Raw genomic sequence first — 23,898 nt, forward strand, 5'->3', positions numbered from 1 at the left:
TGTTATTCGTTGTCGCTACAAATGTTTGAACCAGAAGTATCATGTTGCCAGATTGTGGCCAGGAAGGATCCGGACAAATTGTGCCAGATACTGAATAGCGCACCGGGTAGCGCGGCCATGGCACTGAAGTGCTTCACCGCCAGAGCCACTCCCAGCCCGGAATTCTGCATGCCCACTTCAATGGCGAGGGTGCGGGCGCGCTTTTTATCCAGGCGCAACAGCCGTGCGATGCCGTAGCCGCTGGCCAGGCCGAGACCGTTGTGGGCCACCACCGCAATAAAGATGGCAATGCCTGCCTGGGCAATGCGTCCCTGGTTCAGTGCCACGATAATCCCGATCACCACCACAATGGCCGCCACGGAAACCAGCGGAAAGACATCCCGCAGCGGTGCCAGCTGGCGGGCAAAGCGGGTGTTGAGAAAGCAGCCCACGGTCACCGGCAGCAGCACGATTTGCAGCAATGAAATCAGCATGCCATCGATGGGCACCGGAATGCGCTCGCCTAGATACACCCAGGTCAGTAAAGGCGTGGCAACCACCGCCACGAGGGTAGAGGCAAAGGTAATGGCCACGGACAGGGCCACATCCGCCCGCGCCAGATAGGCGATCACATTGGACGCAGTGCCGCCGGGGCAGGCGCCCACCAGTACCAGCCCCACCAGTAATTCCTGGGGCAGCTGCAGGGCGATGCCGATGGCAAAGGCGAGCAATGGCATCAGGCTGTACTGCAGCAGCAGCCCCAGGGCGATAATTCCCGGCTGGCGCAGCACCCGCTGAAAATCCTCCCAGGTGAGCGACAGGCCCATGCCGAACATGATCAGCATGAGCAATGGCACAATAGCGTCCTTGCCGCCGACCAGCAGGGCAGGTTGCCAGTAGGCCAGCAGGGAAAACAACAGGGCCCATAGCGGGAACAATTGGGTCATCCGGTTGAGCATTGTGGTCGCCTGTCAGTGTGCAAGGCGGCCAGTGTAAGCTGACTAGGGTATCGACGCACAGGAGCAACCCGTGAAAGCGGTGATTCAGGAAGAGCTATCCGGCTGTGGTATTGCGGCGGTAGTGGCCCCTCCCCTATGAATATGGCTTCTGATTGCAGCAGTGTTCTGATTGTTAGCATGGGCTTCCTGCAGCATGTGCAGGGTAATGTTGCGGACGGCATGTCGGGAGGATTCGATGTGGCTCTGCAGATGATGCTTGGCATCTTCAGCCTGGCCATTCTCAACGGCCTTGAGGATGGCGGCGTGTTCGTCATAGGTGGCCGCAATGCGGTCTTGCTGGGTGAAATCCAGGCGCCGGATGATACGCAGTCGTTCGGTAAGATCCTGATGAATGCGTTCCATTTCCCGGTTGCCCGCGGCGGCGACAAGTTGGCCGTGGAAGTTCTCGTCCATGACGGCGACGGCAGGGCCGTCCGTCAGTCTTTCGATGGGTGAGAGGCTCCATTGTTGCATCAGTTGCTGCAGCGTTTGGTTTGCTGCAGCTCCCCTTGGGAGCTTGCAGAGGGTGTCCACTGCCGCGCATTCGAGAGCGGTGCGGACACCGTAGAGTTCTTCGAAATAGCGAAAATCAAACGGTTTCACCTGCCAGCCGCTGCGGAACAGGACATCCACATACGATTCACGCTGCAAGCGAAACAACGCTTCGCGAACGGGTGTGCGTGAGGAGCCCATTTTTTCGGCTATGTGGTTTTCGGTGAAACGGTCTCCGGGCAGCAGACGAAAATCAAAGATATCTTGCTTGAGCCGGGCATAGATCTGTTCTGACAGGCTAGGTTGTCTGTTACTGGGAGATAGAGTCATGACGTTGTTTCCATCGGTTTCACTCTGTAGCGGGCCGTCTTTATCGAGAAGCGGTCTGATGGAGTGAAGCACTGTAGTGTCTCCACCCGCCCAGTTCGGTAATGTCGGTGGCGTCATCGATGGCCCAGGGCTCGCAGATAAAGCCCTTCACCCAGCGGCCATCCACGGTTTCCAGGCTGCCGATGCCCAGCGGGGCGGGAATCAGGCCGACAAAGCTGCCGAAGTGTTCGATCGGCATTTGCCACAGTTCGATGGGAATGCTGGCGCCGCCGTCCTTTTCATTGCGGATCAGGCCGGGCTTGGGAGGTACCGTGTTGGCCAGGGCGTAGAGGCGGTAGCAGGGTGCGGTGTGAGTGGCTTCCAGCAGCACCGCGTCACGCTCGGTGAGCTGGCTGTTGAGTGGCATGCCGGTGAGGTGGGCGCCGACTACGGCCACGGTGATGGTGTTGTCATCGTCAATGGTGGTGGGTGTTTGCGGCGCGGGCAGATCCAGTCCGGTGGCGCCGGCCTGCCAGGGCTGGTGTTGTTGCCAGCGTTGTCCGAATTCGGCCAGGGCATGGTCGTTCCAGGCCGGGGCGATCAGGGTGACGCCCCCGGGCAGACCGTCATCCCGAAAGCCGCCGGGTAAGGCCAGCGCACACAGGTCCAGCAGATTGACGAAGTTGGTCCAGGTGCCCAGTTGGCTGTTCAGGGTGATGGGGTCGTCGCGCACTGCGTCGCGGGTGTAGATCCCCGGCGCCGTGGGCAGGAGTAACGCATCTACCTCCGCCAGCAGGGTGTCGGACTGGCGCTTGAGTTCGGCCAGCCGGTATTGGGCACGGAAACTGTCAACGGCGCTGAGTTGTGCGGCCGGTTCGAGGATGTCGCGAATGACCGGCAGTACTGCGTCCGGCTGCCTGTGCAGCAGGGCTTCGGTGACGGTGAAACGCTCGGCGACCCAGGGCCCCTGATAGAGCAGGGCGGCAGCATCCTGCAGCACCATGGTGTCCACGGTAACCAGTTCGGCAATGCGGCTGAGGCTTTCCAGTTGCTGTTCCCAGAGCGCTTTCGCCCGGGTATCACCGAACCAGGGCAGGTCCCTGGGGATGCCCAGTCGGGGGCGAGGCGGCAGCCTGGTGTTCTGGCGCGACGGTGCCTGGCGACAGTAGGCATCGGCGCTATCGAACTGGCCGATGATGCGGTAAACGCTCTGGGCGTCTTCTACGTTCAGCGCAAAGACGCTGACACAGTCCAGTGTTCGACAGGCTGGCACCACACCTTTGGTACTGGCGGCACCGCGGGTGGGTTTCAGGCCCACGGTATTGGTGAAGGCAGCGGGAATTCGCCCGGAGCCAGCGGTGTCGGTACCCAGGGAGAAAGGCACCAGCCCCAGGCTGACACTGACAGCGGAGCCGGAACTGGAGCCGCCGCTGAGGTAGTCGGGGTTGAAAGGGTTGGGTACCTCACCGTAAGGGGAGCGGGTGCCAACCAGGCCGGTGGCGAACTGATCCAGGTTGGTTTTGCCCACCACAATGGCGCCGGCCTCGCGCAGAAGTCTGACCACGGTGGCGTCTTCCTGCGGGATGTAGGCAAAGGCGGGGCAGGCGGCGGTGGTGGGAATGCCGGCCACATCGATATTGTCCTTCACCGCAAAAGGCACGCCGTATAAAGGCAGATCCGGGTCGGTCAGGGCATTGGCCTGGGCAAGCAGAGAGGACTCGTCCAGCAGGTGAATCCACAGGGCGCGCTCGCTGTCGTGCAGCAGTGTCGCCAGTTGTTTCATGGCCTGTACCGGGGTGAGGTCACCGCTGCGGTAGGCCGCCTGCCATTGTTGAAGAGTCCAGCCAATCATTCGTTAGCACACCTGGTTGTACACAAGTTGGTATGCGGACTTGTGCAAAGGCGGTGCCAAACGAATGGAAATAATTTAAGTGATTGTTTTTACAAAAATTAAATCTCTGAGGGCTGACGTTATCGGCGGCAGCCGTCAGGCTGGTATGCGCCACGCTGATGCAGCTGCGCTGTAAGAGTGCAAAAGGTTGCGTTGCGGTTTGGCACTGCTATTGCCGGCAACGATGGCGGGAAAAGGGCTGTGCTATTTCCGCTTTTGGCCGCGTTTTGACAGAGTTGATAAGGAAGTCGGATCCAACAGGAGGCGTGCATGTCTTCGCGAGCGCTGGTTGTGGAAGGAGGCGCCATGCGCGGTATTTTTGCCGCCGGGGTGCTGGATGCCTTTCTGGAAAATGAGTACCGGGAATTCGATTTTGCGGTGGGCGTGTCCGCCGGCTCTACCAATCTGATTGGTTACCTGGCCGGGGATCATGGGCGCAGTCGGCGCATCATCACCGATCACGCCTGCCGGGCTGAGTTCATCAACTGGCAGCGTTTCATGAGCGGCGGTCATCTGTGTGACGTGCACTGGTTATGGCATCAATCCTTGCAGGATGTGCCGCTCAATCTGGGCCGGCACTGGCAGTCGCAGACACCGCTATGGGTGGTAACCACGTCTGTGGAGGACGGTGCGCCCCGTTATCATCGGGCGACGCCGGATAACCTGAATGAGATCATGACGGCGTCCTGTTCCATTCCTTTTGCTTACCGGCAATTCCCCACGGTGAACGGGCATCCCATGACTGATGGCGGGCTGGGCGATTCCATTCCGGTGCGTTGGGCCTATGAGCAGGGCGCCAGGGATATCACCGTGGTGCTGTCGCGGCATCAGGGCTATCGCAAGAAACCCAGCGCGTTGACGCCGCTGCTGAAACCCTGGGTCAAGGATATGCCGGGTTTGTATGCGGGCATGCTCAAGCGCTCGCAAGCCTACAATGACGCGCTGGACTTTATTGATAATCCGCCGGCGGATTGTCGGCTAACCGTGATTGCGCCGGGCCGGGATTTTCCGGTGAGCCGCTTGACCACCAATGGGCAGAAGCTGGAGCAGGGCTATTGGCAAGGACATCAGGCGGCGTCGGTGGCACTGGGCGAGCAGCCATTGGAAGCGGTGGGTTAACTGGTGGGTTACGCCCTTCGGGCTAACCCACCCTACACCAGTCGGGTAAGGTCAGCGCAAGCGCGGCGCTTGCAACGCAGCCTGCGGCCTCGAAACCTGGCGGCTTTCCATTATCAATTATTCATTATCAATTTTTAATTGCCCTTCACAGCGCCAGGTCCAGGCTTCCAGCTCAATGCGTTGAATCCCGCGATGATGATTATCCATCAGAAACACGCGCCGGTCTTTCAGGACTGCCCGGTTGCCGTCGGCTTTTTTGATGGCCTTGAACAGTTTCTTTTTGGCGTTGTTTTCGATCCAGGCGTCACTGAACAGCAGGCCCTGAAGTTTGCCGCCGGTTTCTATAGTAACGGTATCGCCGCCCCGGCAGTCGCTGGGTGCGTTTTCCAGAAGATAGACCTTGTCGGCCTGGCCGGCTGAGGCCAGTAATAACAGCGCGATACTTAGTAAGCTGCGCATAGTGTTTCCTTTTTTTGTTATTCGCCGCAGGCGCGGCGTGCTTTTTCCACGTTCTCCCGCAGGTGCTGCGGGTTGATGGTGCCGGCAATAATACTGCCGACGCCGGGGGTGCCAAGGATCTTGTTCATGCTTTCCTGCACCGGGTCCTTTCCCTGGTTGTGCAGGTGGCCGCTGGCAAAAGCTTTCTTGATCAGGATGCCCTTGTTCCGGGCGGCGGCGTGTTCGATCACCGGTAGCTCTTCATCATGGGCCAGGTTGTAGGTGACCATGGCCACGTCTGCCTGGTTGAGGGTGTCGATACCGCCGGCCACGGTCTTGCTGGACATGCCGGTGGCGCGGATCAGGCCGTCTTTTTTCAGATCGTTGAGGGCATCCAGGGTGCCCATGTTGAGGACGTCCAGATCGTTGCCGTCGGAATGCACCAGCACACAATCCAGGTAGTCGGTATTGAGTCGCTTGAGGCTGCGTTCCACCGAGGTGCGTACATGTTCCGGGGAGAAATCGAAGTGGCTGTCGCCGCTGTCGTTGTCGAACTCCTCGCCCACCTTGGTAACGATGACCCAGTGCTGGCGATCGCGGAGCAGTTGTCCCAGGCGCTCTTCGCTGCGGCCATAGGCCGGTGCGGTGTCGATCAGGTTCAGGCCCAGGTCCCGGGACCGGGCGATCAATTCCACCACCGACTTGTCATCGGGAATGGTGAAGGCGCTGGGGTATTTCACGCCCTTGTCGCGGCCGATCTTTACCGTGCCAAGGCCGAGAGCGCTGACGGTTAACCCTGTGTTGCCCAGCGGGCGCATGAAGGACATGAAGTCTCCTGAAACATTCTCGCTGTAGGAGCGCCGCTTGAGGCGCGAATTGTACTTGGGAAAGCCGTCGCAAGCAGGTTCGCGCCTCAAGCGGCGCTCCTGCAGGGGGATCAAAAACAGCGGTGCCAGTACGGCACGCCCATGGGCGCCTGTTCCAGCGCTGCCGGTACCGTTAGCGGTGTCCCCGGTTCCAGGCCGCTTTCTTTGACCAACGCCATCACTCTGTCGCCCAGATCCGGGGCCAGGGTGAGTTTGGTGGGCCAGGCGACGATCAGGTTGTGATCGCGGTGGGCGTAGGCGTTGTCCGGTTTTACCAGCGCCTGTTGTTTCGGTTCGGCGCGGGTCACGTTGAGGACAGCGAATTCGGCCTGGCTGAAATCGAGCCAGGGAAACAACTGCTTCATTTCGTCTCGGCCGGCGGCCAGTTGTTCCTGGTCACTGCGTTCCACGCCCCGCTCGGCCAGGTCGCCGCCCAGATACCAGACCACCTTGCCATCCGGGCAGTCATGGGTGGTCACGGTGAGCACCGGCTTGTTGCTGGTGCCGACGCAGTGGGCGTAAAGGCGGTGGCCCAGGTCGTGTTTCACCAGCAACATTTTCAGCGGCCGTAACTGGCTGTGTTCCTCGGGCAGCAGGTGGGCCTGATGGGCGCCGTCCAGCAGTGCCGGGTTGCCATTGCCGGCGGACAGGATGGTCAGGGCCGGTTCGATACGCTGGCCATTGACGGTTACCGCCTTCAGCCCTTGCTCTCCCCATTCCAGAGAATCGCGTTCCATATCGAAGGCCAGCAGGCGTTCACGCACCGGCGCGGCCAGGGTGTCGATCAATGATTCGGTGTTGATGACCAGATCATCCAGCTTGTAGACATTGCCCTTGAAGGCCTTGTCCGCCAGCGCGGAAGGGAAATGCTCCCGCTTCAGTTTTTCGATGCGCCCACGCAGCATCTTGCTGGCGAAGAAGTTGGTCATGCGCGAGGCCACGGAACCACTGGACCACATGTGCTGGGTATCGCTGAGCACTTGCAGCTGGCGCAGGTCCACCGGATCGTCGCCGGCCATGGCCGCACGCCAGCGGTCCGGCATGGTGGCAATGGATTCCGATTCACTGGACAGGTTGCCGCCCAGGGCATACTTGAGGCCGCCGTGAATAATGCCCTGGCTGGCCAGGGTCTGGTCGCCGCCCAGGGTGTCGGTTTCAAGCAGCAGGCACTGGTATCCGGCCGCGTTGAGCCGGTTGATCAGCCACAGGCCGGCAATGCCGCCGCCGAAGATCAGAATGTCGGGTTTCAGAGGGGAGTGACTCATGGCTCACCATCAGAGAAAGTTGCCGCTATGCTAGCATAGGCTGCGCTGCGGGCACGCAAGCAGGCAACAGGCATTACCCTGCTTTTCCTGTAGCGTTATGCATGCAAGCAGTCCTCACACCGAGACAAGAGCGCCTATGCAAACCCTTTACTCCTTTCTTTGGTATTTACTGCTCCCGTTACTGTTTTTGCGCCTTTGGCTGCGCGGTCGGCAGGCGCCGGCCTATCGTCAGCGCTGGAAGGAACGCATGGCCTGGGGGTATCGCCCCGGCACCCTGAAAAACAGCATCTGGGTGCATGCGGTGTCGGTGGGGGAAACCCTGGCGGCAGTGCCGATGATCGAGCGGTTGCTGGCGGATTATCCGGATACGCCATTGCTGGTGACCACGACGACACCCACCGGTTCGGAGCGGGTGAAAGCCCTGTTCGGAGATCGGGTGACCCATGTCTATTGCCCCTGGGAGTTGCCCACTGCGCTGAACCGTTTTCTGCGAGCGTTTGATCCGAAAACGGTGATCGTGCTGGAAACCGAATTGTGGCCCAACCTGTGTGCAGCGGTGAAACGTCACGGCGCCAAGCTGATGCTGATGAACGGGCGCTTGTCGGAAAAAAGCTACCGGGGCTACAGCAAGCTTCCCCGCCTGGTGCGACCGATGATGGCGCGGTTCGATGCCCTGGCGGTGCAGACCCCGGTGGAACGGGAGCGTTATATCGCCCTGGGGGCCTGGCCGGAACGGGTCCATGCCATCGGCAGCGTGAAATTCGACATGAGCCTGGACGATACGGTCCGGCAGGCGGCGGCGAGTTTGCGGGCGGAAATTGGCGAGCGCCCGGTATGGATCGCTGCCAGTACGCACCCTGGCGAGGATGAGCCTGTACTGGTAGCCCACCAGGCATTGCTGCAAGTGCTGCCCAATGCGCTGCTGGTGCTGGTGCCCCGGCATCCGGAACGGTTCGACAGCGTGGCGCAGTTGATTCGCCAGCAGGGGCTCGCGCTGGCCCGGCGCAGCAGGCAAGAGGCAATCTCGGCCGACACCGGGGTTTACCTGGCCGATACCATGGGCGAACTGCTGATGCTGTTCGGTGTGGCGGATGTGGCGTTTGTCGGTGGTTCGCTGGTGCCGGTGGGCGGGCACAATCTGCTGGAGCCGGCCGGCTGGGGCAAGCCGGTCGTTACCGGGCCGCACCTGCACAACTTTACCGCCATCGCCGGGCTGCTGGATGATGCCGATGCCCTGGCCCTGGTGGACAATGCGGATGCCCTGGCGATTGCCTTGCAGGCCCTGTTCCGATATCCGGATCAACGCCAGCGTCAGGGGCAGGCGGCCGCAGCGGTGGTGGAAGCCAATCGTGGGGCGCTGGAGAAAGGGCTTGAACTGATTAGTGAACAGTTAACAGTGAATAGTTAACAGCGACGCGAAAGGACTTTTACAGCATTAAACGCAAGAGGCCGCGCCCAGTGTATGGGCGCGGCCTCTTGGCTTTCAGAGAATGGTTGCGCTCACACGCGCAACTATTCACTGCTCTTCAGTACCGCGCGTCAGGCACCAGCGCGTCGCTGCGGCCTTCCAGGTCCGGCTGGTAGATGTTCAGGGTGTTGGTGTCCGAGAGCCACTGGTTGATGCCTGCCAGGTCTCCCTGCTGAAGGTCACCGGTGGTGGATTTCAGGGTCAGGGAGTTGATGATGTAGTCGTAACGGGCGTTGGCGTAGTCGCGTTCGGCGGCGAACAGGGCCTGCTGGGCGTTGAGCACGTCCACCACATTACGGGTACCGACCTCGTAACCTGACTGGGTAGCTTCCAGGGCCGAGCGGGCGGAGCGGATGGCCTGCTTGCGGGCGCTCACGCGCAGGGCATCGGATTCCACTGTGCGATAGGCACTGCGGGCCTGCTGAATGATATCGCGCAGGGCCTGCTGGTACTGGTAGACCGCAGCATCTGCACGCAGAGAGGCTTCCTTGCGGCGGCTGTTCAGGCCGCCCCCCTGAAACAGAGGCATGGTGACTTCCACGCCGATCTGTTTGGTGTCGCTGTCCGGGTTGACCCCGGTACCAAAGCCTGAGGCGCTATTATCTTCAGGGATGGAGTTGGCGTTCTGGTACTGGGCAACAAATTGAACTTGGGGAAGCTGGGCTCCCAACTGGCGTTTGGCCGTTTTTTCTGTCAGTTCGGAATTATACCGGGCGGCCAGAACCTGGGGGTTTTGGGACTGGGCCTTGTCGATCCAGTCATTCATGTCGGCCGGTTGCGGGCCTTTCATGGGCAGTTCGTCTTTGAGTTCAGAGAGTGTTTCCCAGCGTTGACCGCTCAGCGATTCCAGCTGATCGCGGGCGATGTCATATTGTTGCTGGGCGACAATCAGGTTCACCCGGGTCAGGTCATAGGTGGCCTGGGCTTCTTCCACATCGGTGGCGGGTACCAGTCCCACATCGAAACGTTCCTGGGTCTGTTCCAGTTGCCGGCCGATGGCTTTTTCTTCGGCCTTGGCGGACACCAAGGTGTCCCAGGCGCGCAGTACACCGAAGTAGCCCTGGGCCACGCGCAGGACAAAATCCTGCCGGGCCTGTTGGAAATTGGCTTGGGCAATATCGGTGCTCGACTTGGCTTCCTTGTAGCCGTACCAGGCATCCACGCGGAACAACGGCTGCGTCAGTTGCACCGTGGTGGTCTCGGTGCCGAATTCCTGGGTGACGCCCAAGTCCTTCAAATCACGCTCTGTGTCATACCGGCCATAAGTGGCGGAGACAGTGGGGAATAATGCCGCACGGCCCTGCACCAGCAGTTGCTGGTCCGCGTCCCAGCTCATGCGGGCGGCTCGCCAGGTGCCGTCATAGCTCCAGGCGGCGTTGGCGATCTCGACCAGATCGGCGGCGTGGACGGAACTGGCCAGTGAGGTCAGCATGAGAACGAGGATCTTGGTTGGGCTGCGCTTCATTCTGGTGCACTCTTTCCTGGGTGAGTTTGGTCATTATAGTACTGGGTGGTACAGAAAATTGATACGGCTTCTGTCACACCGGTGTCGCGGTTGTTTGGCCGATAGGCGCTGGCGTATAGTGTCCGCCATTCCTGTCTTTTCCCATGTTTTCCGGAGGCCGACGTGCCAGACGATCAGCGCCCCATCACCGCTAATACGATTGATGAATCCTGCCAGCCTATCGCCGGCTCGCAAAAAATTTATGTTACCGGCTCTCGCCCGGACATTCGTGTCCCCATGCGAGAAATACGCCAGAGTCCGACCCCGTTGGCGGACGGAAAGTTCGAGGATAACCCACCGGTTAGCGTCTACGATACGTCCGGCCCCTATACCGACCCGGACGTGACCATTGATGTGCGGCGGGGCTTGGCGCCAATCCGTATGAACTGGATTCAGGAAAGGGATGATACCGAGCAACTGGATGGTTTGACCAGTGAATACGGGCAAAAGCGCGCCAAGGACCTGAAAACGGCCGGGTTGCGTTTCCAGCACACCCGCGTTCCGCGCCGTGCCAAAGCCGGCAAGAACGTCAGCCAGATGCACTATGCCCGCCAGGGCATCATTACCCCGGAAATGGAATTTATCGCCATCCGCGAGAACCAGCGGTTGCGTGAGCACCGGGAAGCGGGGCTGCCCATGGATCAGCATCCGGGGCAGGATTTCGGCGCCAGCATCCCGGCGGAAATCACCCCGGAATTTGTCCGTGACGAAGTGGCCCGCGGCCGGGCGGTGATTCCGGTAAATATCAACCACCCGGAAATCGAGCCGATGATCATCGGCCGTAACTTCCTTACCAAGATCAATGCCAACATCGGTAACTCGGCGGTGACCTCTTCCATCGAGGAAGAAGTGTCCAAGATGACCTGGGCCACCCGCTGGGGCGGCGATACGGTGATGGACCTGTCCACCGGCGACAATATCCATGAAACCCGCGAGTGGATTCTGCGTAACTCGCCGGTGCCCATCGGCACGGTGCCGATCTATCAGGCACTGGAAAAGGTCAACGGCGTGGCCGAAGACCTGACCTGGGAAATCTTCCGCGACACCCTGATCGAGCAGGCCGAGCAGGGGGTGAGCTACTTCACCATTCACGCCGGCGTACTGCTGCGCTACGTGCCGATGACCGCCAACCGGGTCACCGGTATTGTCTCCCGCGGTGGCTCGATCATGGCCAAGTGGTGCCTGGCTCACCACAAAGAGAGCTTTCTCTACACCCATTTCGAAGACATCTGCGAGATCATGAAGGCTTACGACGTGACCTTCAGTCTGGGTGATGGCTTGCGCCCCGGATCCATTGCCGATGCCAACGATGAAGCCCAGTTCAGTGAACTGCGCACCCTGGGTGAACTCACCAAGATCGCCTGGGAGCACGACGTGCAGGTGATGATCGAAGGCCCCGGCCACGTGCCCATGCACATGATCAAGGCCAACATGGACGAGCAGCTGAAGCACTGTGGTGAGGCGCCGTTCTACACCCTGGGTCCGCTGACTATCGATATCTCTCCGGGCTACGATCACATTTCCAGCGCCATTGGCGCCGCCATGATCGGTTGGTACGGCACCGCCATGCTCTGCTATGTGACGCCCAAAGAGCACCTGGGTCTGCCCAACCGGGAAGACGTGAAGGAAGGCATCATTACCTACAAGATTGCCGCCCATGCGGCGGATCTGGCCAAGGGGCATCCGGGCGCCCAGCTGCGCGACAATGCCCTGTCCAAGGCGCGCTTCGAATTCCGCTGGGAAGACCAGTTCAATCTGGGCCTGGACCCGGACCGTGCCCGGGAATTCCACGATGAAACCCTGCCCAAGCAGGCCCACAAGGTGGCGCATTTCTGCTCCATGTGCGGGCCCAAGTTCTGCTCCATGAAGATCAGCCAGGAAGTCCGTGAGATTTACGGCGATGGCAGAGAGCAGGTGGCGCAGGCGGACGCGGAGGCCGGCATGGAAGAGAAATCCAAGGAGTTCCGTGAAAAGGGTAGCGCCCTTTACCATGAAGCCAATGAGTGATCTGAAGCCGCTGTTCGGCCCCGATGACGTGGAAGTGCTGGAACGGGTTACCCCGTTTCAGGGCTTCTTTCGTGTCGACACCCTGACCCTGAGACACCGGCAGTACAGCGGCGGCTGGGGCAAACCGGTACGCCGGGAGCTGTTTGTGCGCCCGCAGGCGTCGGCGGTGCTGCCCTATGATCCCCGCCGGGGTGAAATCCTGCTGGTGGAGCAGTTCCGTGTGGGCGCGCTGGAATGGCGCCAGTCGCCCTGGTGTCTGGAGTTGATCGCCGGCATTGCTGACAAGGACGGCGAAAGTGCCGCTGACCTGATCCGCCGTGAAGCCATGGAGGAAGCAGGCATTACCCTGGGCGAGATGGAAACCATCGCCGCCTATATGCCCAGCCCCGGTGGCACCAATGAGCGTCTGCAGGTATTTGTCGGCCAGGCAGATCTGGCTGACGCCGGCGGTATCTTCGGGTGCCCGGACGAAGGTGAGGACATTCGTGCCCTGACCGTGCCGGTGGCAGAGATTCCCGAATTGCTGGCGTCCGGTCTGGTGGATAACGCGGCGTCGCTGATTGCTCTGCAGTGGCTGCTGCTGCACCGCGACCGGCTGGATGCAGCCTGGGACGGAGTATGAAACGCCGCGATCGCTACCGGCTGGATTTTCGGGCCCTGATGAGCCAGTGCGAGGAAAACTACGCCCGCATGCTGCCGTTGATGAACGCCATGGGTGAGCGCGACAGCATGGATGTGGAGCTGGGTCACACCCAGCATACTCATACCTTGCAACTGCGGGTGCTGGAACGCTCCCCTTATACCACCACCGTACGCCTGGAAGACCAGGAGTTGCTGGATGTGTTGCCGGCCTCACGCCTGACCGTGCGGCTGTATCACGATGCGCGCCTGGCTGAAGTCACCGAGGCGCGTCCTTTTCGGCGGGTCAATGCCCGCTATGCCTATCCCAATCGCCATATGCACCAGCGTGATGAAAAAGTGCAGTGGAACCGTTTCCTGGCCGAGTGGTTGCGCCATGTCCACGACCATGGTCGTGATGCAGGCAACGACTGGCGCCAGCAGGTGACCGGTAATTCCTCAAGGTAGCTGTAAAGAAATGCTAACCATGTCCTGATCTTGGACGTCTTTCCTAGAAAAGTGCCATCATCTTGGTTATAAGTGATTCATGAGCGTTGAGGGAATGCTCGGGAGAGCATTCGCTGCCTCCCAAACGGGAATAATAAATCGAGGACGGGAGCGGGGATCTTGACGCAGCAGTTGCAGCCCCTTCGAGTGGTGCAGTTATCAGACTGCCATCTGTTTGCCGATACACAAGGCAAGCTGTTGGGCCTGAATACCCAGTTCAGTCTGGATAAGGTATTGGAGCTGATCCGTGGTGAGCAGCCCAGTCCGGACCTGATTCTGGCCACCGGGGATCTGTCCCAGGATGCTTCCTTTGAGTCGTATCAGCGGCTGGAGCAGGCCCTTTCTGCCTTCCCGGCACCGGTATACTGGCTGGAAGGCAATCACGACAAGCCCGCCCCCATGCTCCAGGCCCTGGATTGCCATCGCGAGCGCATCAGTCCCTGTGTGCTGGAGATCGGCAACTGGACCATCATCATGCTCGACTCCACCATCCCCGGTGAAGTCCCTGGCGACCTGTTTGACGAAGACCTGAAATTTCTCGATGACGCCCTGGCCAACGCCCGTGGCGAACATCTGATGGTATGCCTGCATCACCATCCGGTGCCCATGGAGTGTGCCTGGCTGGACACCCAGGTGGTGGGTAGTGCCGAGCAGTTTTTCGCCGTCATCGACCGCCACCCCCGTGTGCGCGCCATTATCTGGGGCCATGTGCATCAGGAATATGATGACCTGCGCAACGGCGTACGCCTGCTGGCAGTGCCCAGCACCTGCGTGCAGTTCAAACCGAAAAGCGAAGACTTCGCCGTCGACGACAGCAACCCGGGCTACCGCTGGCTGGACCTGTACCCGGACGGTCGCATCGACACCGCTGTCAGCCGGGTGGAGGGGATTACCTTTGAGGTGGACTTCAGCGTCAAGGGATACTGATCAGTGAACAGTTAATAGTGAATAGTTAACAGCGAAACCGCTTGACTCCTCAACCGGGCCTGCCAGCATCATCACTGTTCACTGTTCACTGTTCACTGTTCACTGTTCACTGTTCACTGTTCACTGTTCACTGTTCACTGTTCACTGTTCACTGTTTGATCCTCCGACCTGTTGAATTCCTATGGCTCCAGAAACCTCTCTCATCTATATCCACGGCTTCAACAGTTCCCCGGCGTCCCACAAGGCGACCCGGTTGCGAGAGGTGTTTGAGCGTGCCGGTTGTCCGGAGCGGTTGCACGTGCCGGCGCTGCCGGTGGAGCCCAAGGCGGCCATGGCGGAGCTGGATGCGGTGATTGCCGGGGCCGGTCCGGTGGCGTTGCTGGGCTCATCTCTGGGTGGTTTCTATGCTACCTGGCTGGCCGAGCACCATGATTTGCAGGCGGTAATCGTAAATCCTGCGGTTCGACCCTGGCGACTACTGGACAAATACACAGGTATCCAGCATAACTATCACACCGGCGAGGCCTGGGAATTCAATCCGGCCTGGCTGGACGAGCTGAAGCGCTATGAAGTGCCGGCCATCAGCCAGCCGGAAAACCTGCTTCTGCTCACCCAGACCGGCGATGAAACCCTCGATTGGGAAGACGGCTGGGACTATTACGGGGACTGCCACCGCTATTGCGGCTTGGGTGGCAGCCACGGCTTTGATAACTTTGACGCCTTCATTCCGCTGATACTGCGGTTTTGTGGTATTGAAATACACGCCTGATGCCCGAGGCCAGACGCCAGACGCTTGATCCTGCCAAGCGTTCAGCGTCTGGCGTCATGCGTCTGGCGCTTCTGGAAAATCTATGGCCAATACGTATACGTCCGAAAATATTGAAGTGTTGTCGGGCCTCGACCCGGTGCGCAAGCGTCCGGGGATGTACACCGATACCTCCCGTCCCAACCACCTGGCCCAGGAAGTCATCGACAACTCGGTGGATGAAGCCCTGGCCGGCCATGCCAAATCCATCAAGGTCACCCTGCTGAAAGATGGCGGCGTGGAAGTGGAGGATGACGGTCGCGGCATGCCGGTGGACATGCACCCGGTTCAGAAGAAGCCCGGGGTGGAAGTGATCCTGTCCACGCTGCATTCCGGCGGCAAGTTCTCCAACAACAACTACCAGTTCAGCGGTGGTCTCCATGGTGTCGGCGTGTCCGTGGTTAACGCCCTCTCCACCAAGCTGGAAATCCTGGTGAAACGGGACGGCCAGCTGCACCGGATGGAATTCGGTGATGGCGAAAAACGCAGCGATCTGGAAGTGGTCGATACCGTCGGCAAACGCAACACCGGCACCATTCTGCGTTTCTGGCCCGACGCCAAGTATTTTGATTCACCGAAGATTTCCGTTTCCCGGCTCAAGCATCTGCTGCGCGCCAAGGCGGTGTTGTGCCCGGGGTTGCTGGTTACCCTGGACAACCAGGTCAGCGGTGAAACGGATGCCTGGCAATTCGCTGATGGCCTGATCGAATACCTGCTGGAATCCGGTCGTGGCTGGGAGCGGGTGCCGGATGAGCCCTTCAATGGTGCCATGAGCGCCGAAACCGAAGCGGCGGACTGGGCGGTGATGTGGCTGCCGGAAGGCGGCGAGCTGGTGCAGGAATCCTACGTTAACCTGATTCCCACCCCCCAGGGCGGCACCCATGTGAATGGCCTGCGCTCTGGTTTACTGGAAGCCATGCGCGAGTTCTGTGAATTCCGCAACCTGTTGCCCCGTGGCGTAAAGCTGACCCCGGAAGATATCTGGGACCGGGTTGCCTATGTGCTCAGCGTCAAGATGCAGGACCCGCAGTTCGCCGGCCAGACCAAGGAGCGGCTCAGTTCCCGGCAGACCGCCGCGTTCGTGTCCGGCGTGGTCAAGGATGCCTTTTCCCTGTGGCTGAATCAGCACACCGATGAAGCAGAGAAGCTGGCGGACCTGTGCATCAACAATGCCCAGAAGCGTCTGCGGGCCGCCAAGAAAGTCACCCGCAAGAAGATCACCAGTGGTCCGGCGCTGCCCGGCAAACTGGCCGACTGCACCAGCGATGATCCGTCCCAGAGCGAAATCTTTCTGGTGGAAGGGGACTCGGCGGGTGGCTCTGCCAAGCAGGCCCGGGACCGGGTCTACCAGGCCATCATGCCCCTGCGCGGCAAGATCATGAACACCTGGGAAGTGGACTCCGGCGAAGTGCTGGGCAGCCAGGAAATTCACGATATTGCCGTGGCACTGGGTATCGAGCCGGGCAGTGATGATCTGGGCGGTCTGCGTTACGGCAAGGTGTGCATCCTTGCCGATGCGGATTCCGACGGCCTGCATATCGCCACCCTGATCTGTGCCCTGTTCCTGCGTCACTTCCCGGCGCTAGTGAAGAACGGCCATGTGTTCGTGGCCATGCCACCGCTGTACCGCATTGATGTGGGCAAAGAGGTTTACTACGCCCTGGACAAGGAAGAGCGTGCAGGCGTGTTGGACCGTATCAAGGCCGAAAAGAAGCGCGGCAAGGTCAACGTCACCCGCTTCAAGGGCCTGGGCGAAATGAATCCGCTGCAACTGCGCGAAACCACCATGGCGCGAGATACCCGCCGATTGGTGCGCCTGGATGTCACCAGCGGCGATGACACCCACCAGCTCATGGATATGTTGCTGAGCAAGAAGCGCGCCTCCGATCGCAAGATCTGGCTGGAAGAGAAAGGCAATCTGGCTGAGATTTGAGTGGAAAGTTTCAAGTGGAAAGTTGCAACGCGAAGCCAGTTCCTTGTGTGTTGAAAGGCTATCGCTTCGCGCTGGCCGTTAACGGCGGCACGCGGGCAAGGCTGTTCAGGTTGGCAGGGCTTCTTCCGCGCTTTGCAACTTTGAACTTTCAACTTGCAACTCTTCGAGCATCGCAAAGACATATAGCCTCTCAGCATTTGAACATGCTGTGATCGAGAAGAAGGCATTGAAGAAATGGCTGATGAATTTGAAAGTCTTCCCTTAAGGGAATACACCGAAAAAGCGTACCTGGATTATTCCATGTACGTGATTCTGGATCGGGCCTTGCCCAATATTGGTGACGGCCTCAAGCCGGTGCAGCGGCGTATTGTGTACGCCATGAGTGAGCTGGGGCTGAAGGCCACCTCCAAGTACAAGAAATCCGCGCGTACCGTGGGTGATGTACTGGGTAAATATCACCCCCATGGTGACTCCGCCTGTTACGAGGCCATGGTGTTGATGGCGCAGCCATTCAGCTACCGTTATCCGCTGGTGGATGGTCAGGGTAACTGGGGTAGTGCAGATGACCCGAAGTCGTTTGCTGCCATGCGTTATACCGAATCCAAACTGGCGCCCTATGCGGAAGTGCTGCTTGCCGAGCTGGGCCAGGGCACGGTGGAATGGGTGCCCAACTTTGACGGCACCATGGACGAGCCCAAGCTGCTGCCGGCGCGTCTGCCCAATGTGTTGCTCAACGGCACTACCGGTATCGCGGTAGGCATGAGCACGGATATTCCGCCGCACAACCTGCGTGAAGTGGCGAATGCCTGTATTCACCTGCTCAAGGATCCGGGGGCGTCACTGGATGACCTGATGCAGTACATCCAGGGCCCGGATTTCCCCACCGAGGGGGAGGTGATTACTTCCCAGAACGACATCATCCGCATGTATGCGGAAGGGAAGGGGTCGCTCAAGCAGCGTGCCGTGTATGAGCGCGAGGAAGGTGACATCGTCGTTACTGCCTTGCCCTATCAGGTATCCGGCGCCAAGGTGCTGGAACAGATTGCCGACCAGATGCAGAAGAAAAAGCTGCCCATGGTCAGTGATCTGCGCGATGAGTCGGATCATGAAAATCCCACGCGTCTGGTGATTACACCGCGTTCCAATCGGGTGGATATTCCCCAGTTGATGAGCCACCTGTTTGCCACCACGGATCTGGAAAAGAACTACCGGGTAAACCTGAACATGATCGGCATTGATGGCCGGCCACAGGTAAAAAGCCTGGATATGATCCTTAACGAGTGGCTGCAGTTCCGTATGGTCACCGTGCGTCGGCGTCTGCAGCACCGTCTCGACAAGGTGCTGGAGCGTCTGCACATCCTGGAAGGCCTGTTGGTGGCCTTCCTCAATATCGATGAAGTGATTCACATCATCCGCACCGAAGATGTGCCCAAGCCGGTGCTGATGGAGCGCTTCGGTATTTCCGAGCAGCAGGCGGAAGCCATCCTCGAGTTGAAATTGCGCCACCTGGCCAAGCTTGAGGAAATGAAGATTCGTGGCGAGCAGGATGAGCTGAACGAAGAGCGCGAGTATCTGGAAACCACCCTGGGCTCCATGGCGAAAATGAAAAAGCTGGTGGCCAAGGAACTGCAGGAAGACGCGGACAAATATGGCGACGATCGTCGCTCGCCGCTGGTAGAACGGGATGCGGCATCTGCCCTCGACGAAACGGATCTGGTCAGCGCCGACCCGGTGACCGTGGTGCTGTCCGAGAAAGGCTGGGTGCGTTCTGCCAAGGGCCATGAGGTGGATGTGGTTGGCCTGAGCTACAAGGCCGGCGACAAGTACAAGGCCTCGGCCCAGGGCAAGTCCAATCAGCCGGTATGCTTTATCGACAGCACCGGCCGCAGTTACTCCCTGCCGGCCCATACACTGCCCAGTGCCCGTGGCCAGGGCGAACCCCTGTCTGGCCGTGTCAGCCCACCGTCCGGGGCCAGCTTCATGGCCGCGGTGATGGGCAAGGAAAAGGACGCCTACCTGATGAGCACCGATGCCGGTTACGGCTTTGTGGTGCGCTACGGGGATCTGCTGGCCAACAAGAAGGCAGGCAAGACGGTGCTGTCGGTGCCCAAGGGCGCCAAGGTTCTGCCGCCGAAACCGATTGCCTCCACCGATGACGATCTGATTGCGCTGGTCTCCAACGAAGGCCGTCTGCTGGTGTTCCCGGTGAAGGAATTGCCGGAAATGGCACGGGGCAAGGGCAACAAGATGATGTCCATCCCCGGGGCGCGGGTGGCGGACCGGATTGAGTTCGTGCAGGACATGCAGGTGCTGGGGCCGCAGGATGCGCTCACCATCCATGCCGGTAAACGTCATCTGACTCTCAAGGCCAGCGATCTGGAGCACTACTACGGGGAGCGGGGCCGCCGTGGCGCCAAGTTGCCACGTGGATTCCAGAACGTGGACCATATGGCCGTGGAGCGTAAAGGCGAGTAGCGCTTTTACCGGTGAGAAAAAACGGCACGCTCGACAGCGTGCCGTTTTTTTGTGTGCCGGTTTTCGGCAGATCAATCCATCACGCTGTTGCTTCCCGCGGCGGGTGAACAGACTTGCGTGATGGCGAGAACCGGGTTTAATACCCTCTTTGACAGGGAAAAGAGTAGGAGTGTCACCATGGCTGCCACGATCACGGGCGTTATCACCGCACTGTTATTGCTGCTCAATACCCTGATACTGATTGGCCCCATGATGCTGGTGGCGCTACTCAAGGTGATCCTGCCAGGTTCGCGAGCCCGCCAGGTCTGCTCCTCTGTCGTCATGGCTATCGCTGAAACCTGGGCCGAGATCTGCAAGGCCATCTTTGCGTTGATGACACCCACCCAGTGGGAGATTCGTGGCGTGGAGGATTTGCGCGGTGACACCTCCTATCTGGTGATCAGCAACCATCAGTCCTGGGTGGATATCCCCGCGCTGATTCAGGCGTTCAATCGCAAGACGCCTTACTTCAAGTTCTTCCTCAAGAAAGAACTGATCTGGGTGCCGTTTCTGGGGCTGGCATTCTGGGCGTTGGATTACCCTTTCATGAAGCGCTACAGCAAAGCGTTTCTGGAGAAGTACCCCCACCTCAAAGGCAAGGATCTGGAGATCACCCGGCAGGCCTGTGAGAAATTTCAGGGTATACCGGTGACAGTGGTGAACTTTCTCGAAGGTACCCGCTTTACTGCCGCCAAACATGATAACCAGCAGTCTCCCTACCGGCATCTTCTCAAGCCCAAGGCCGGTGGTGTGGCTTTTGTACTGGCGGCTCTGGGTGACAATCTGGATGCCATACTGGATGTGACCATCCTGTACCCGGAAGGGGCGCCGCCGGGCTTCTGGGATTTGTTGTGTGGCCAAGTGGATCGGGTCGTGGTGGATGTACAGACCCGCCCCCTGAAGCCGGCGCTATGGCGTAGCGATTACCAGGAAGACCCGGTTTTTCGGGCGGAAATGCAGCAGTGGGTCAGTGATCTGTGGGCGCAGAAGGACGCGCGACTGGTACAGATGGCCGAACAGGAAAACCAGGGCAGCGCACAGCCGGCAAAGCGCGCCGGCCGCGACTAATCAGGTTCAACAGGAAAAGGCATTGTCCCTGCCTTCGCCGAGGCCAGAGGCAATGCCTGGTCCGTGACAAGCCACTAGAAACTCAGTGAGGCCGCCAGATAGGGCCCGCCCATATCCAGATCCGCATCCAGATCGCTGACATCATCCAGCTCCAGGTCCATGTGCTTGTAGCCCAGCTCGACGCCAAGCAGGAAATCCGAGCGCCAGCCGATGCGAGCGGTCAGATCCCGCAAGGTGTTGCCGTCGTAGCTGATCGTATCGATCTCGCCGCCGACATAGACGCCAGGCACCGGCAGGTTGAGTCGGCCAGAGGCATGCAGCATGGGCAGGGTTTCATCGAAGTTCTTGGTGGTGCTGACCAGCAGGTTGTCCAGGCTGATGCTGCCCTCGATCTTGCGGACGGTCACCCCCAGGTTCACTTTCAGGGCATTATCCAGCGGCGTGTAGTAGAGCGTGCCGTCGAGGATGTCCAGATCGATATCGGTTGCGACCTCGGTGTTGGCCACAAACAGCTGGCCATTGAACACAAAGGTACGTTGCAGGCGATTGCTGGCGTCATCAGAGAGATCCAGGCTGCGCACCCGCACATTGGGAATCAGCGGTACGGCATGTTCCACGCCCAGATAGAGCACCTGCTGATTGGCTTCATCAAAGCCCAGGTCATCCTGCATGCGGATATCTTCACCACCAGAGGCAACCGTGCCTTCAAACTCGGTGTCCCAGCTGTAGCCGCCGCCATAAACGGCAATGCCTGGTGCTGACCAGGCCAGGGGGGCGGCCAGTAAACCGGCTGCCAGCAGACTGATGCGTTTCATGGAAACTCCTGCTTGTGAGTGAACGTTCAGTATTGCAGGTCTACAAGGGTGTCACCAAGTCCACAGGGATTCTGGTACCATGCCCACAACAATCACGATTCATTTGCCGGGGTTCGGCAGGTTTGGCCCGGCTCCTGCTGACAGTTACCTATGTTTCTAGATGAAATGCCCGGACAGTTCCGTTATCCGGCACCGGAAGATGCACAAGACAAAGACTTGCTGGCAGATATCCAGCGCAAGGGCTGGCACCATTTTGCGGTGCCCGGTGGCGATGGTCAGCCTGGTTTCACCTTCAGCGTGGGGCATTTCCTCAATCTGAATCACCCGGAACTGATCGTGCTGGGGCTGAAGGATTCCCTGGCCAGCCGCCTGCTGGACAGCGCCGCCGTGCGCATTCGCGGCCTGAACAAGCCTTATCAGCCATACCGCCTGTACAACGATATTGCCGATGGCCTGGAAGTCATGTTCCTGCCGGTGGCCTTTGCGCATTACAAGGAATACCTGGGCTTCGCCAACTGGTTCTACCAGAGCCTGCCGGCGCCGTACCCGGCCCTGCAAATGGTGTGGCCCGATCCCAAGGGCGTGTTCCCCTGGCAGCCCGGTTACGATACCCGGTTCCACCGGGCCCAGCCGCTGCTGGGGGTGCCGCCTGCGTCCCCGTTAACCCAGAATCGCCGTTGAGTTCGGAGAGCAAGATGGCCAATTCCCTGCAAGAACAATTGATGAAAGCCGGCCTGGCGGACCAGAAGAAGGCCCGTCGTGCCAAACAACAAAAACGCCAGGAAGCCAACCAGGCCAAGCGTGGCGAAATCGAACTGGAAGACCCGGCCGAGCGGGCCCGTCGCCAGCGCGAGGAAAAGGCTGAAGCGGATCGTCAGCGTGAAGCTGCTCGCAAGGCGGAGCGTGAGAAGAAGGAAATCGCCGCCCAGATCAAGCAGATGATCGAACAGAGTCGTCTGGATCGCCAGCATGGCGATGTGGCCTATCAGTTCGTACAGGACAAGAAGATCAAGAAGGCCTGGGTCACCGCCAAGCAGCAGGCCCAGCTTGAGCGCGGCCAGATCGCCATTGTCGCCCTGGGCGACGGCTACGAGCTGGTGCCCACGGTCGTGGCAGAAAAGATTCGCCAGCGTGAGGAGTCTGCGGTGCTGCTGCTCAACGAGCGCGGCAGCAAGGCGGTGGACGAGGATGACCCCTACAAGGACTTCCCGATCCCAGACGATCTGATGTGGTAGCGCGCCGCGGCAACGAGCTACGAACCGCGTTTGCGCGGAAATCGCCTAACGGGTGACCAGGAATCGTAGGGTGGATTAGCCCTAGGCGTAATCCACCTTCGTTTCAGCGTAACGATAATTCGGAAGGTAAGGCTGGTGGATTACGCCTGCGGCTAATCCACCCTACGTTTTTATTCCGGTCAGGCACCAAACTCCACCCTTAAACCAACCAGGCCCGAACCATGACCGCATCCACTACACTTGGCGCCCGCCACTCCCTGGAAGTCATCAAGCCGATCCATAACGGGTTGCTGCTGGACGGCGGTTCGCTGGGGGAGGTGCTGTTACCGTCCCGGGAGGTCGAAGGCCAGAATCTGGGCCCCGGTGATAGCGTGCTGGTCACTCTGTACAGCGATGGCCAGGGCCGCCCCATGGCCAGCCTGCGCACACCCCGCGCCCAGCACGGCCAGGTGGCGTTCCTGAAAGTGGTGTCCACCAGCAAGGTGGGCGCCTTTGTGGACTGGGGCATGCCCAAGGACCTGCTGTTGCCCTTCGCTGAACAGAAACGGCCCATTCGCGAGGGCGACTGGGTGCTGGTGATGATCACCACCGACCGGGAAGGGCGCCTGCTGGCCAGCGCCCAGCTGGACCGGTTCCTTGACGATACCAGCGATGACTACCAGCAGGGTGATGAAGTGTCTCTGGTGGCAGCCCACGGCACGGATCTGGGCTACAAGGTGGTGGTGGATCACCGCTGCTGGGGCATGATCGCCAAACAGGAGCTGCGTGCGCCGCTACGCCCCGGTCAGCGGGTCACCGGCTATGTGCAACGCCTGCGCGAGGACGGCAAGCTCAGCCTGTCACTGAATCCTCCCGGGGCGCTGAAAAGCGAAGGGCTAAGCGAACAGATACTGGCGGCTCTTGAGGCTGCTGGCGGCGAACTGCCATTGGGTGACAAGAGCAGCCCGGAAGATATCTTCGCCACCTTCCGGTGCAGCAAGAATGCCTTCAAGCAGGCCATCGGTGGCCTCTATAAAGAGCGTCGTATCGTGATCGATAAGGGCAAGATTTCGTTAGTGAACAGTTAACAGTGAACAGTTAACAGCGACGCGAGAAAGCTCGGGGTTCATCTGCAATTTAAGAGGCCGCGCTCATGGTGAG

21 protein-coding genes are annotated in these 23,898 nt (G+C 59.7%); 13 read left to right on the forward strand and 8 right to left on the reverse strand.

Translation table 11 applies throughout. The features are described 5' to 3' along the window. Positions 1–2: 2 nt before the first annotated feature. The 3 genes from Q0Y02_RS06355 to atzF form a co-directional block, all read right to left on the reverse strand. Complete coding sequence (locus tag Q0Y02_RS06355) at positions 3–938, reverse strand: bile acid:sodium symporter family protein (protein ID WP_297766008.1); 936 nt, start codon at positions 936–938, stop codon at positions 3–5. A gap of 84 nt (positions 939–1,022) precedes the next feature. Further along, positions 1,023–1,871, reverse strand: a complete 849-nt coding sequence (locus Q0Y02_RS06360) for a GntR family transcriptional regulator (protein WP_297766011.1) — start codon at positions 1,869–1,871, stop codon at positions 1,023–1,025. Then, positions 1,840–3,630 carry an allophanate hydrolase gene (gene atzF, locus Q0Y02_RS06365; protein WP_297766014.1) on the reverse strand — a complete coding sequence of 597 codons (1,791 nt, stop codon included), beginning with the start codon at positions 3,628–3,630 and terminating at the stop codon, positions 1,840–1,842. The genes Q0Y02_RS06360 and atzF overlap by 32 nt, the downstream gene beginning before the upstream one ends. Before the next feature lie 309 nt (positions 3,631–3,939). On the opposite strand from atzF, the gene Q0Y02_RS06370 reads away from it, so the two are divergent. Next, positions 3,940–4,788 carry a patatin family protein gene (locus Q0Y02_RS06370; protein WP_297766016.1) on the forward strand — a complete coding sequence of 283 codons (849 nt, stop codon included), beginning with the start codon at positions 3,940–3,942 and terminating at the stop codon, positions 4,786–4,788. A gap of 117 nt (positions 4,789–4,905) precedes the next feature. Here Q0Y02_RS06370 and Q0Y02_RS06375 read toward each other — a convergent pair whose 3' ends face one another. The 3 genes from Q0Y02_RS06375 to Q0Y02_RS06385 all read right to left on the reverse strand — a co-directional run bounded on the left by Q0Y02_RS06375 (position 4,906) and on the right by Q0Y02_RS06385 (position 7,357). Next, the gene (locus Q0Y02_RS06375; RefSeq protein WP_297766018.1) at positions 4,906–5,247 is read right to left on the reverse strand and encodes a hypothetical protein; all 342 of its coding nucleotides are present in this window, start codon (positions 5,245–5,247) and stop codon (positions 4,906–4,908) included. Between the two features lie 17 nt (positions 5,248–5,264). Beyond that, positions 5,265–6,053 carry an aldo/keto reductase gene (locus Q0Y02_RS06380; RefSeq protein ID WP_297766021.1) on the reverse strand — a complete coding sequence of 263 codons (789 nt, stop codon included), beginning with the start codon at positions 6,051–6,053 and terminating at the stop codon, positions 5,265–5,267. Between the two features lie 110 nt (positions 6,054–6,163). Next, positions 6,164–7,357 (reverse strand): FAD-dependent oxidoreductase, encoded by a 1,194-nt coding sequence (locus Q0Y02_RS06385; protein WP_297766023.1) that lies wholly within the window; start codon positions 7,355–7,357, stop codon positions 6,164–6,166. 136 nt (positions 7,358–7,493) lie between these two features. Here Q0Y02_RS06385 and waaA point away from each other — a divergent pair, with 136 nt between their 5' ends. Then, the gene (gene waaA / locus Q0Y02_RS06390; protein ID WP_297766025.1) at positions 7,494–8,765 is read left to right on the forward strand and encodes a lipid IV(A) 3-deoxy-D-manno-octulosonic acid transferase; all 1,272 of its coding nucleotides are present in this window, start codon (positions 7,494–7,496) and stop codon (positions 8,763–8,765) included. A 118-nt stretch (positions 8,766–8,883) separates the two neighbouring features. Here waaA and Q0Y02_RS06395 read toward each other — a convergent pair whose 3' ends face one another. Next, positions 8,884–10,290, reverse strand: coding sequence for a TolC family outer membrane protein (locus tag Q0Y02_RS06395; protein WP_297766028.1), 1,407 nt, complete (start codon positions 10,288–10,290; stop codon positions 8,884–8,886). A gap of 162 nt (positions 10,291–10,452) precedes the next feature. Between Q0Y02_RS06395 and thiC the strand changes: the two genes are divergently transcribed. The 8 genes from thiC (at position 10,453) to Q0Y02_RS06435 (ending at position 20,708) form a co-directional block, all read left to right on the forward strand. Next, positions 10,453–12,336: a phosphomethylpyrimidine synthase ThiC gene (gene thiC / locus Q0Y02_RS06400; RefSeq protein ID WP_297766031.1), complete on the forward strand. Its 1,884-nt coding sequence runs from the start codon at positions 10,453–10,455 to the stop codon at positions 12,334–12,336. Continuing rightward, the gene (locus Q0Y02_RS06405) at positions 12,329–12,958 is read left to right on the forward strand and encodes an NUDIX domain-containing protein (RefSeq protein WP_035250484.1); all 630 of its coding nucleotides are present in this window, start codon (positions 12,329–12,331) and stop codon (positions 12,956–12,958) included. The genes thiC and Q0Y02_RS06405 overlap by 8 nt, the downstream gene beginning before the upstream one ends. Next, positions 12,955–13,422 carry a DUF1249 domain-containing protein gene (locus tag Q0Y02_RS06410; RefSeq protein WP_272961445.1) on the forward strand — a complete coding sequence of 156 codons (468 nt, stop codon included), beginning with the start codon at positions 12,955–12,957 and terminating at the stop codon, positions 13,420–13,422. The genes Q0Y02_RS06405 and Q0Y02_RS06410 overlap by 4 nt, the downstream gene beginning before the upstream one ends. Positions 13,423–13,581: 159 nt before the next feature. After that, positions 13,582–14,388 (forward strand): 3',5'-cyclic-AMP phosphodiesterase, encoded by an 807-nt coding sequence (cpdA, locus tag Q0Y02_RS06415; protein WP_272975323.1) that lies wholly within the window; start codon positions 13,582–13,584, stop codon positions 14,386–14,388. A 181-nt stretch (positions 14,389–14,569) separates the two neighbouring features. Next, the gene (locus tag Q0Y02_RS06420; protein WP_297766042.1) at positions 14,570–15,157 is read left to right on the forward strand and encodes a YqiA/YcfP family alpha/beta fold hydrolase; all 588 of its coding nucleotides are present in this window, start codon (positions 14,570–14,572) and stop codon (positions 15,155–15,157) included. A gap of 82 nt (positions 15,158–15,239) precedes the next feature. Then, the gene (parE, locus tag Q0Y02_RS06425) at positions 15,240–17,126 is read left to right on the forward strand and encodes a DNA topoisomerase IV subunit B (RefSeq protein WP_272997355.1); all 1,887 of its coding nucleotides are present in this window, start codon (positions 15,240–15,242) and stop codon (positions 17,124–17,126) included. 234 nt (positions 17,127–17,360) lie between these two features. Continuing rightward, positions 17,361–19,601, forward strand: coding sequence for a DNA topoisomerase IV subunit A (gene parC, locus Q0Y02_RS06430; protein WP_272963155.1), 2,241 nt, complete (start codon positions 17,361–17,363; stop codon positions 19,599–19,601). 177 nt (positions 19,602–19,778) lie between these two features. Then, positions 19,779–20,708 (forward strand): acyltransferase, encoded by a 930-nt coding sequence (locus Q0Y02_RS06435; RefSeq protein WP_297766048.1) that lies wholly within the window; start codon positions 19,779–19,781, stop codon positions 20,706–20,708. Positions 20,709–20,782: 74 nt separating this feature from the next. Here the strand turns inward: Q0Y02_RS06435 and Q0Y02_RS06440 are convergent, their stop codons facing one another. Beyond that, complete coding sequence (locus tag Q0Y02_RS06440) at positions 20,783–21,523, reverse strand: TIGR04219 family outer membrane beta-barrel protein (RefSeq protein WP_272963156.1); 741 nt, start codon at positions 21,521–21,523, stop codon at positions 20,783–20,785. Positions 21,524–21,673: 150 nt separating this feature from the next. Here Q0Y02_RS06440 and Q0Y02_RS06445 point away from each other — a divergent pair, with 150 nt between their 5' ends. The 3 genes from Q0Y02_RS06445 (at position 21,674) to Q0Y02_RS06455 (ending at position 23,825) form a co-directional block, all read left to right on the forward strand. Further along, positions 21,674–22,204, forward strand: a complete 531-nt coding sequence (locus Q0Y02_RS06445) for a DUF4262 domain-containing protein (RefSeq protein WP_297766053.1) — start codon at positions 21,674–21,676, stop codon at positions 22,202–22,204. 14 nt (positions 22,205–22,218) lie between these two features. Further along, the gene (locus Q0Y02_RS06450; protein WP_297766057.1) at positions 22,219–22,758 is read left to right on the forward strand and encodes a DUF2058 domain-containing protein; all 540 of its coding nucleotides are present in this window, start codon (positions 22,219–22,221) and stop codon (positions 22,756–22,758) included. A gap of 221 nt (positions 22,759–22,979) precedes the next feature. Next, positions 22,980–23,825: a S1-like domain-containing RNA-binding protein gene (locus tag Q0Y02_RS06455; protein WP_297766061.1), complete on the forward strand. Its 846-nt coding sequence runs from the start codon at positions 22,980–22,982 to the stop codon at positions 23,823–23,825. Positions 23,826–23,898: the final 73 nt, after the last annotated feature.

Source organism: uncultured Alcanivorax sp. (assembly GCF_947258575.1).
Classification (GTDB): Bacteria; Pseudomonadota; Gammaproteobacteria; order Pseudomonadales; family Alcanivoracaceae; genus Alcanivorax.

Excerpts from the sequence above, each read along its gene's own strand:
- Q0Y02_RS06355 (WP_297766008.1), bottom strand. The coding sequence starts at position 938 with ATGCTCAACCGGATGACCCAATTGTTCCCGCTATGGGCCCTGTTGTTT.
- atzF (WP_297766014.1), bottom strand. The coding sequence starts at position 3,630 with ATGATTGGCTGGACTCTTCAACAATGGCAGGCGGCCTACCGCAGCGGT.
- Q0Y02_RS06370 (WP_297766016.1), top strand. The coding sequence starts at position 3,940 with ATGTCTTCGCGAGCGCTGGTTGTGGAAGGAGGCGCCATGCGCGGTATT.
- Q0Y02_RS06375 (WP_297766018.1), bottom strand. The coding sequence starts at position 5,247 with ATGCGCAGCTTACTAAGTATCGCGCTGTTATTACTGGCCTCAGCCGGC.
- Q0Y02_RS06380 (WP_297766021.1), bottom strand. The coding sequence starts at position 6,053 with ATGTCCTTCATGCGCCCGCTGGGCAACACAGGGTTAACCGTCAGCGCT.
- Q0Y02_RS06385 (WP_297766023.1), bottom strand. The coding sequence starts at position 7,357 with ATGAGTCACTCCCCTCTGAAACCCGACATTCTGATCTTCGGCGGCGGC.
- waaA (WP_297766025.1), top strand. The coding sequence starts at position 7,494 with ATGCAAACCCTTTACTCCTTTCTTTGGTATTTACTGCTCCCGTTACTG.
- Q0Y02_RS06395 (WP_297766028.1), bottom strand. The coding sequence starts at position 10,290 with ATGAAGCGCAGCCCAACCAAGATCCTCGTTCTCATGCTGACCTCACTG.
- Q0Y02_RS06405 (WP_035250484.1), top strand. The coding sequence starts at position 12,329 with ATGAGTGATCTGAAGCCGCTGTTCGGCCCCGATGACGTGGAAGTGCTG.
- Q0Y02_RS06410 (WP_272961445.1), top strand. The coding sequence starts at position 12,955 with ATGAAACGCCGCGATCGCTACCGGCTGGATTTTCGGGCCCTGATGAGC.
- Q0Y02_RS06420 (WP_297766042.1), top strand. The coding sequence starts at position 14,570 with ATGGCTCCAGAAACCTCTCTCATCTATATCCACGGCTTCAACAGTTCC.
- parE (WP_272997355.1), top strand. The coding sequence starts at position 15,240 with ATGGCCAATACGTATACGTCCGAAAATATTGAAGTGTTGTCGGGCCTC.
- parC (WP_272963155.1), top strand. The coding sequence starts at position 17,361 with ATGGCTGATGAATTTGAAAGTCTTCCCTTAAGGGAATACACCGAAAAA.
- Q0Y02_RS06435 (WP_297766048.1), top strand. The coding sequence starts at position 19,779 with ATGGCTGCCACGATCACGGGCGTTATCACCGCACTGTTATTGCTGCTC.
- Q0Y02_RS06440 (WP_272963156.1), bottom strand. The coding sequence starts at position 21,523 with ATGAAACGCATCAGTCTGCTGGCAGCCGGTTTACTGGCCGCCCCCCTG.
- Q0Y02_RS06445 (WP_297766053.1), top strand. The coding sequence starts at position 21,674 with ATGTTTCTAGATGAAATGCCCGGACAGTTCCGTTATCCGGCACCGGAA.
- Q0Y02_RS06450 (WP_297766057.1), top strand. The coding sequence starts at position 22,219 with ATGGCCAATTCCCTGCAAGAACAATTGATGAAAGCCGGCCTGGCGGAC.
- Q0Y02_RS06455 (WP_297766061.1), top strand. The coding sequence starts at position 22,980 with ATGACCGCATCCACTACACTTGGCGCCCGCCACTCCCTGGAAGTCATC.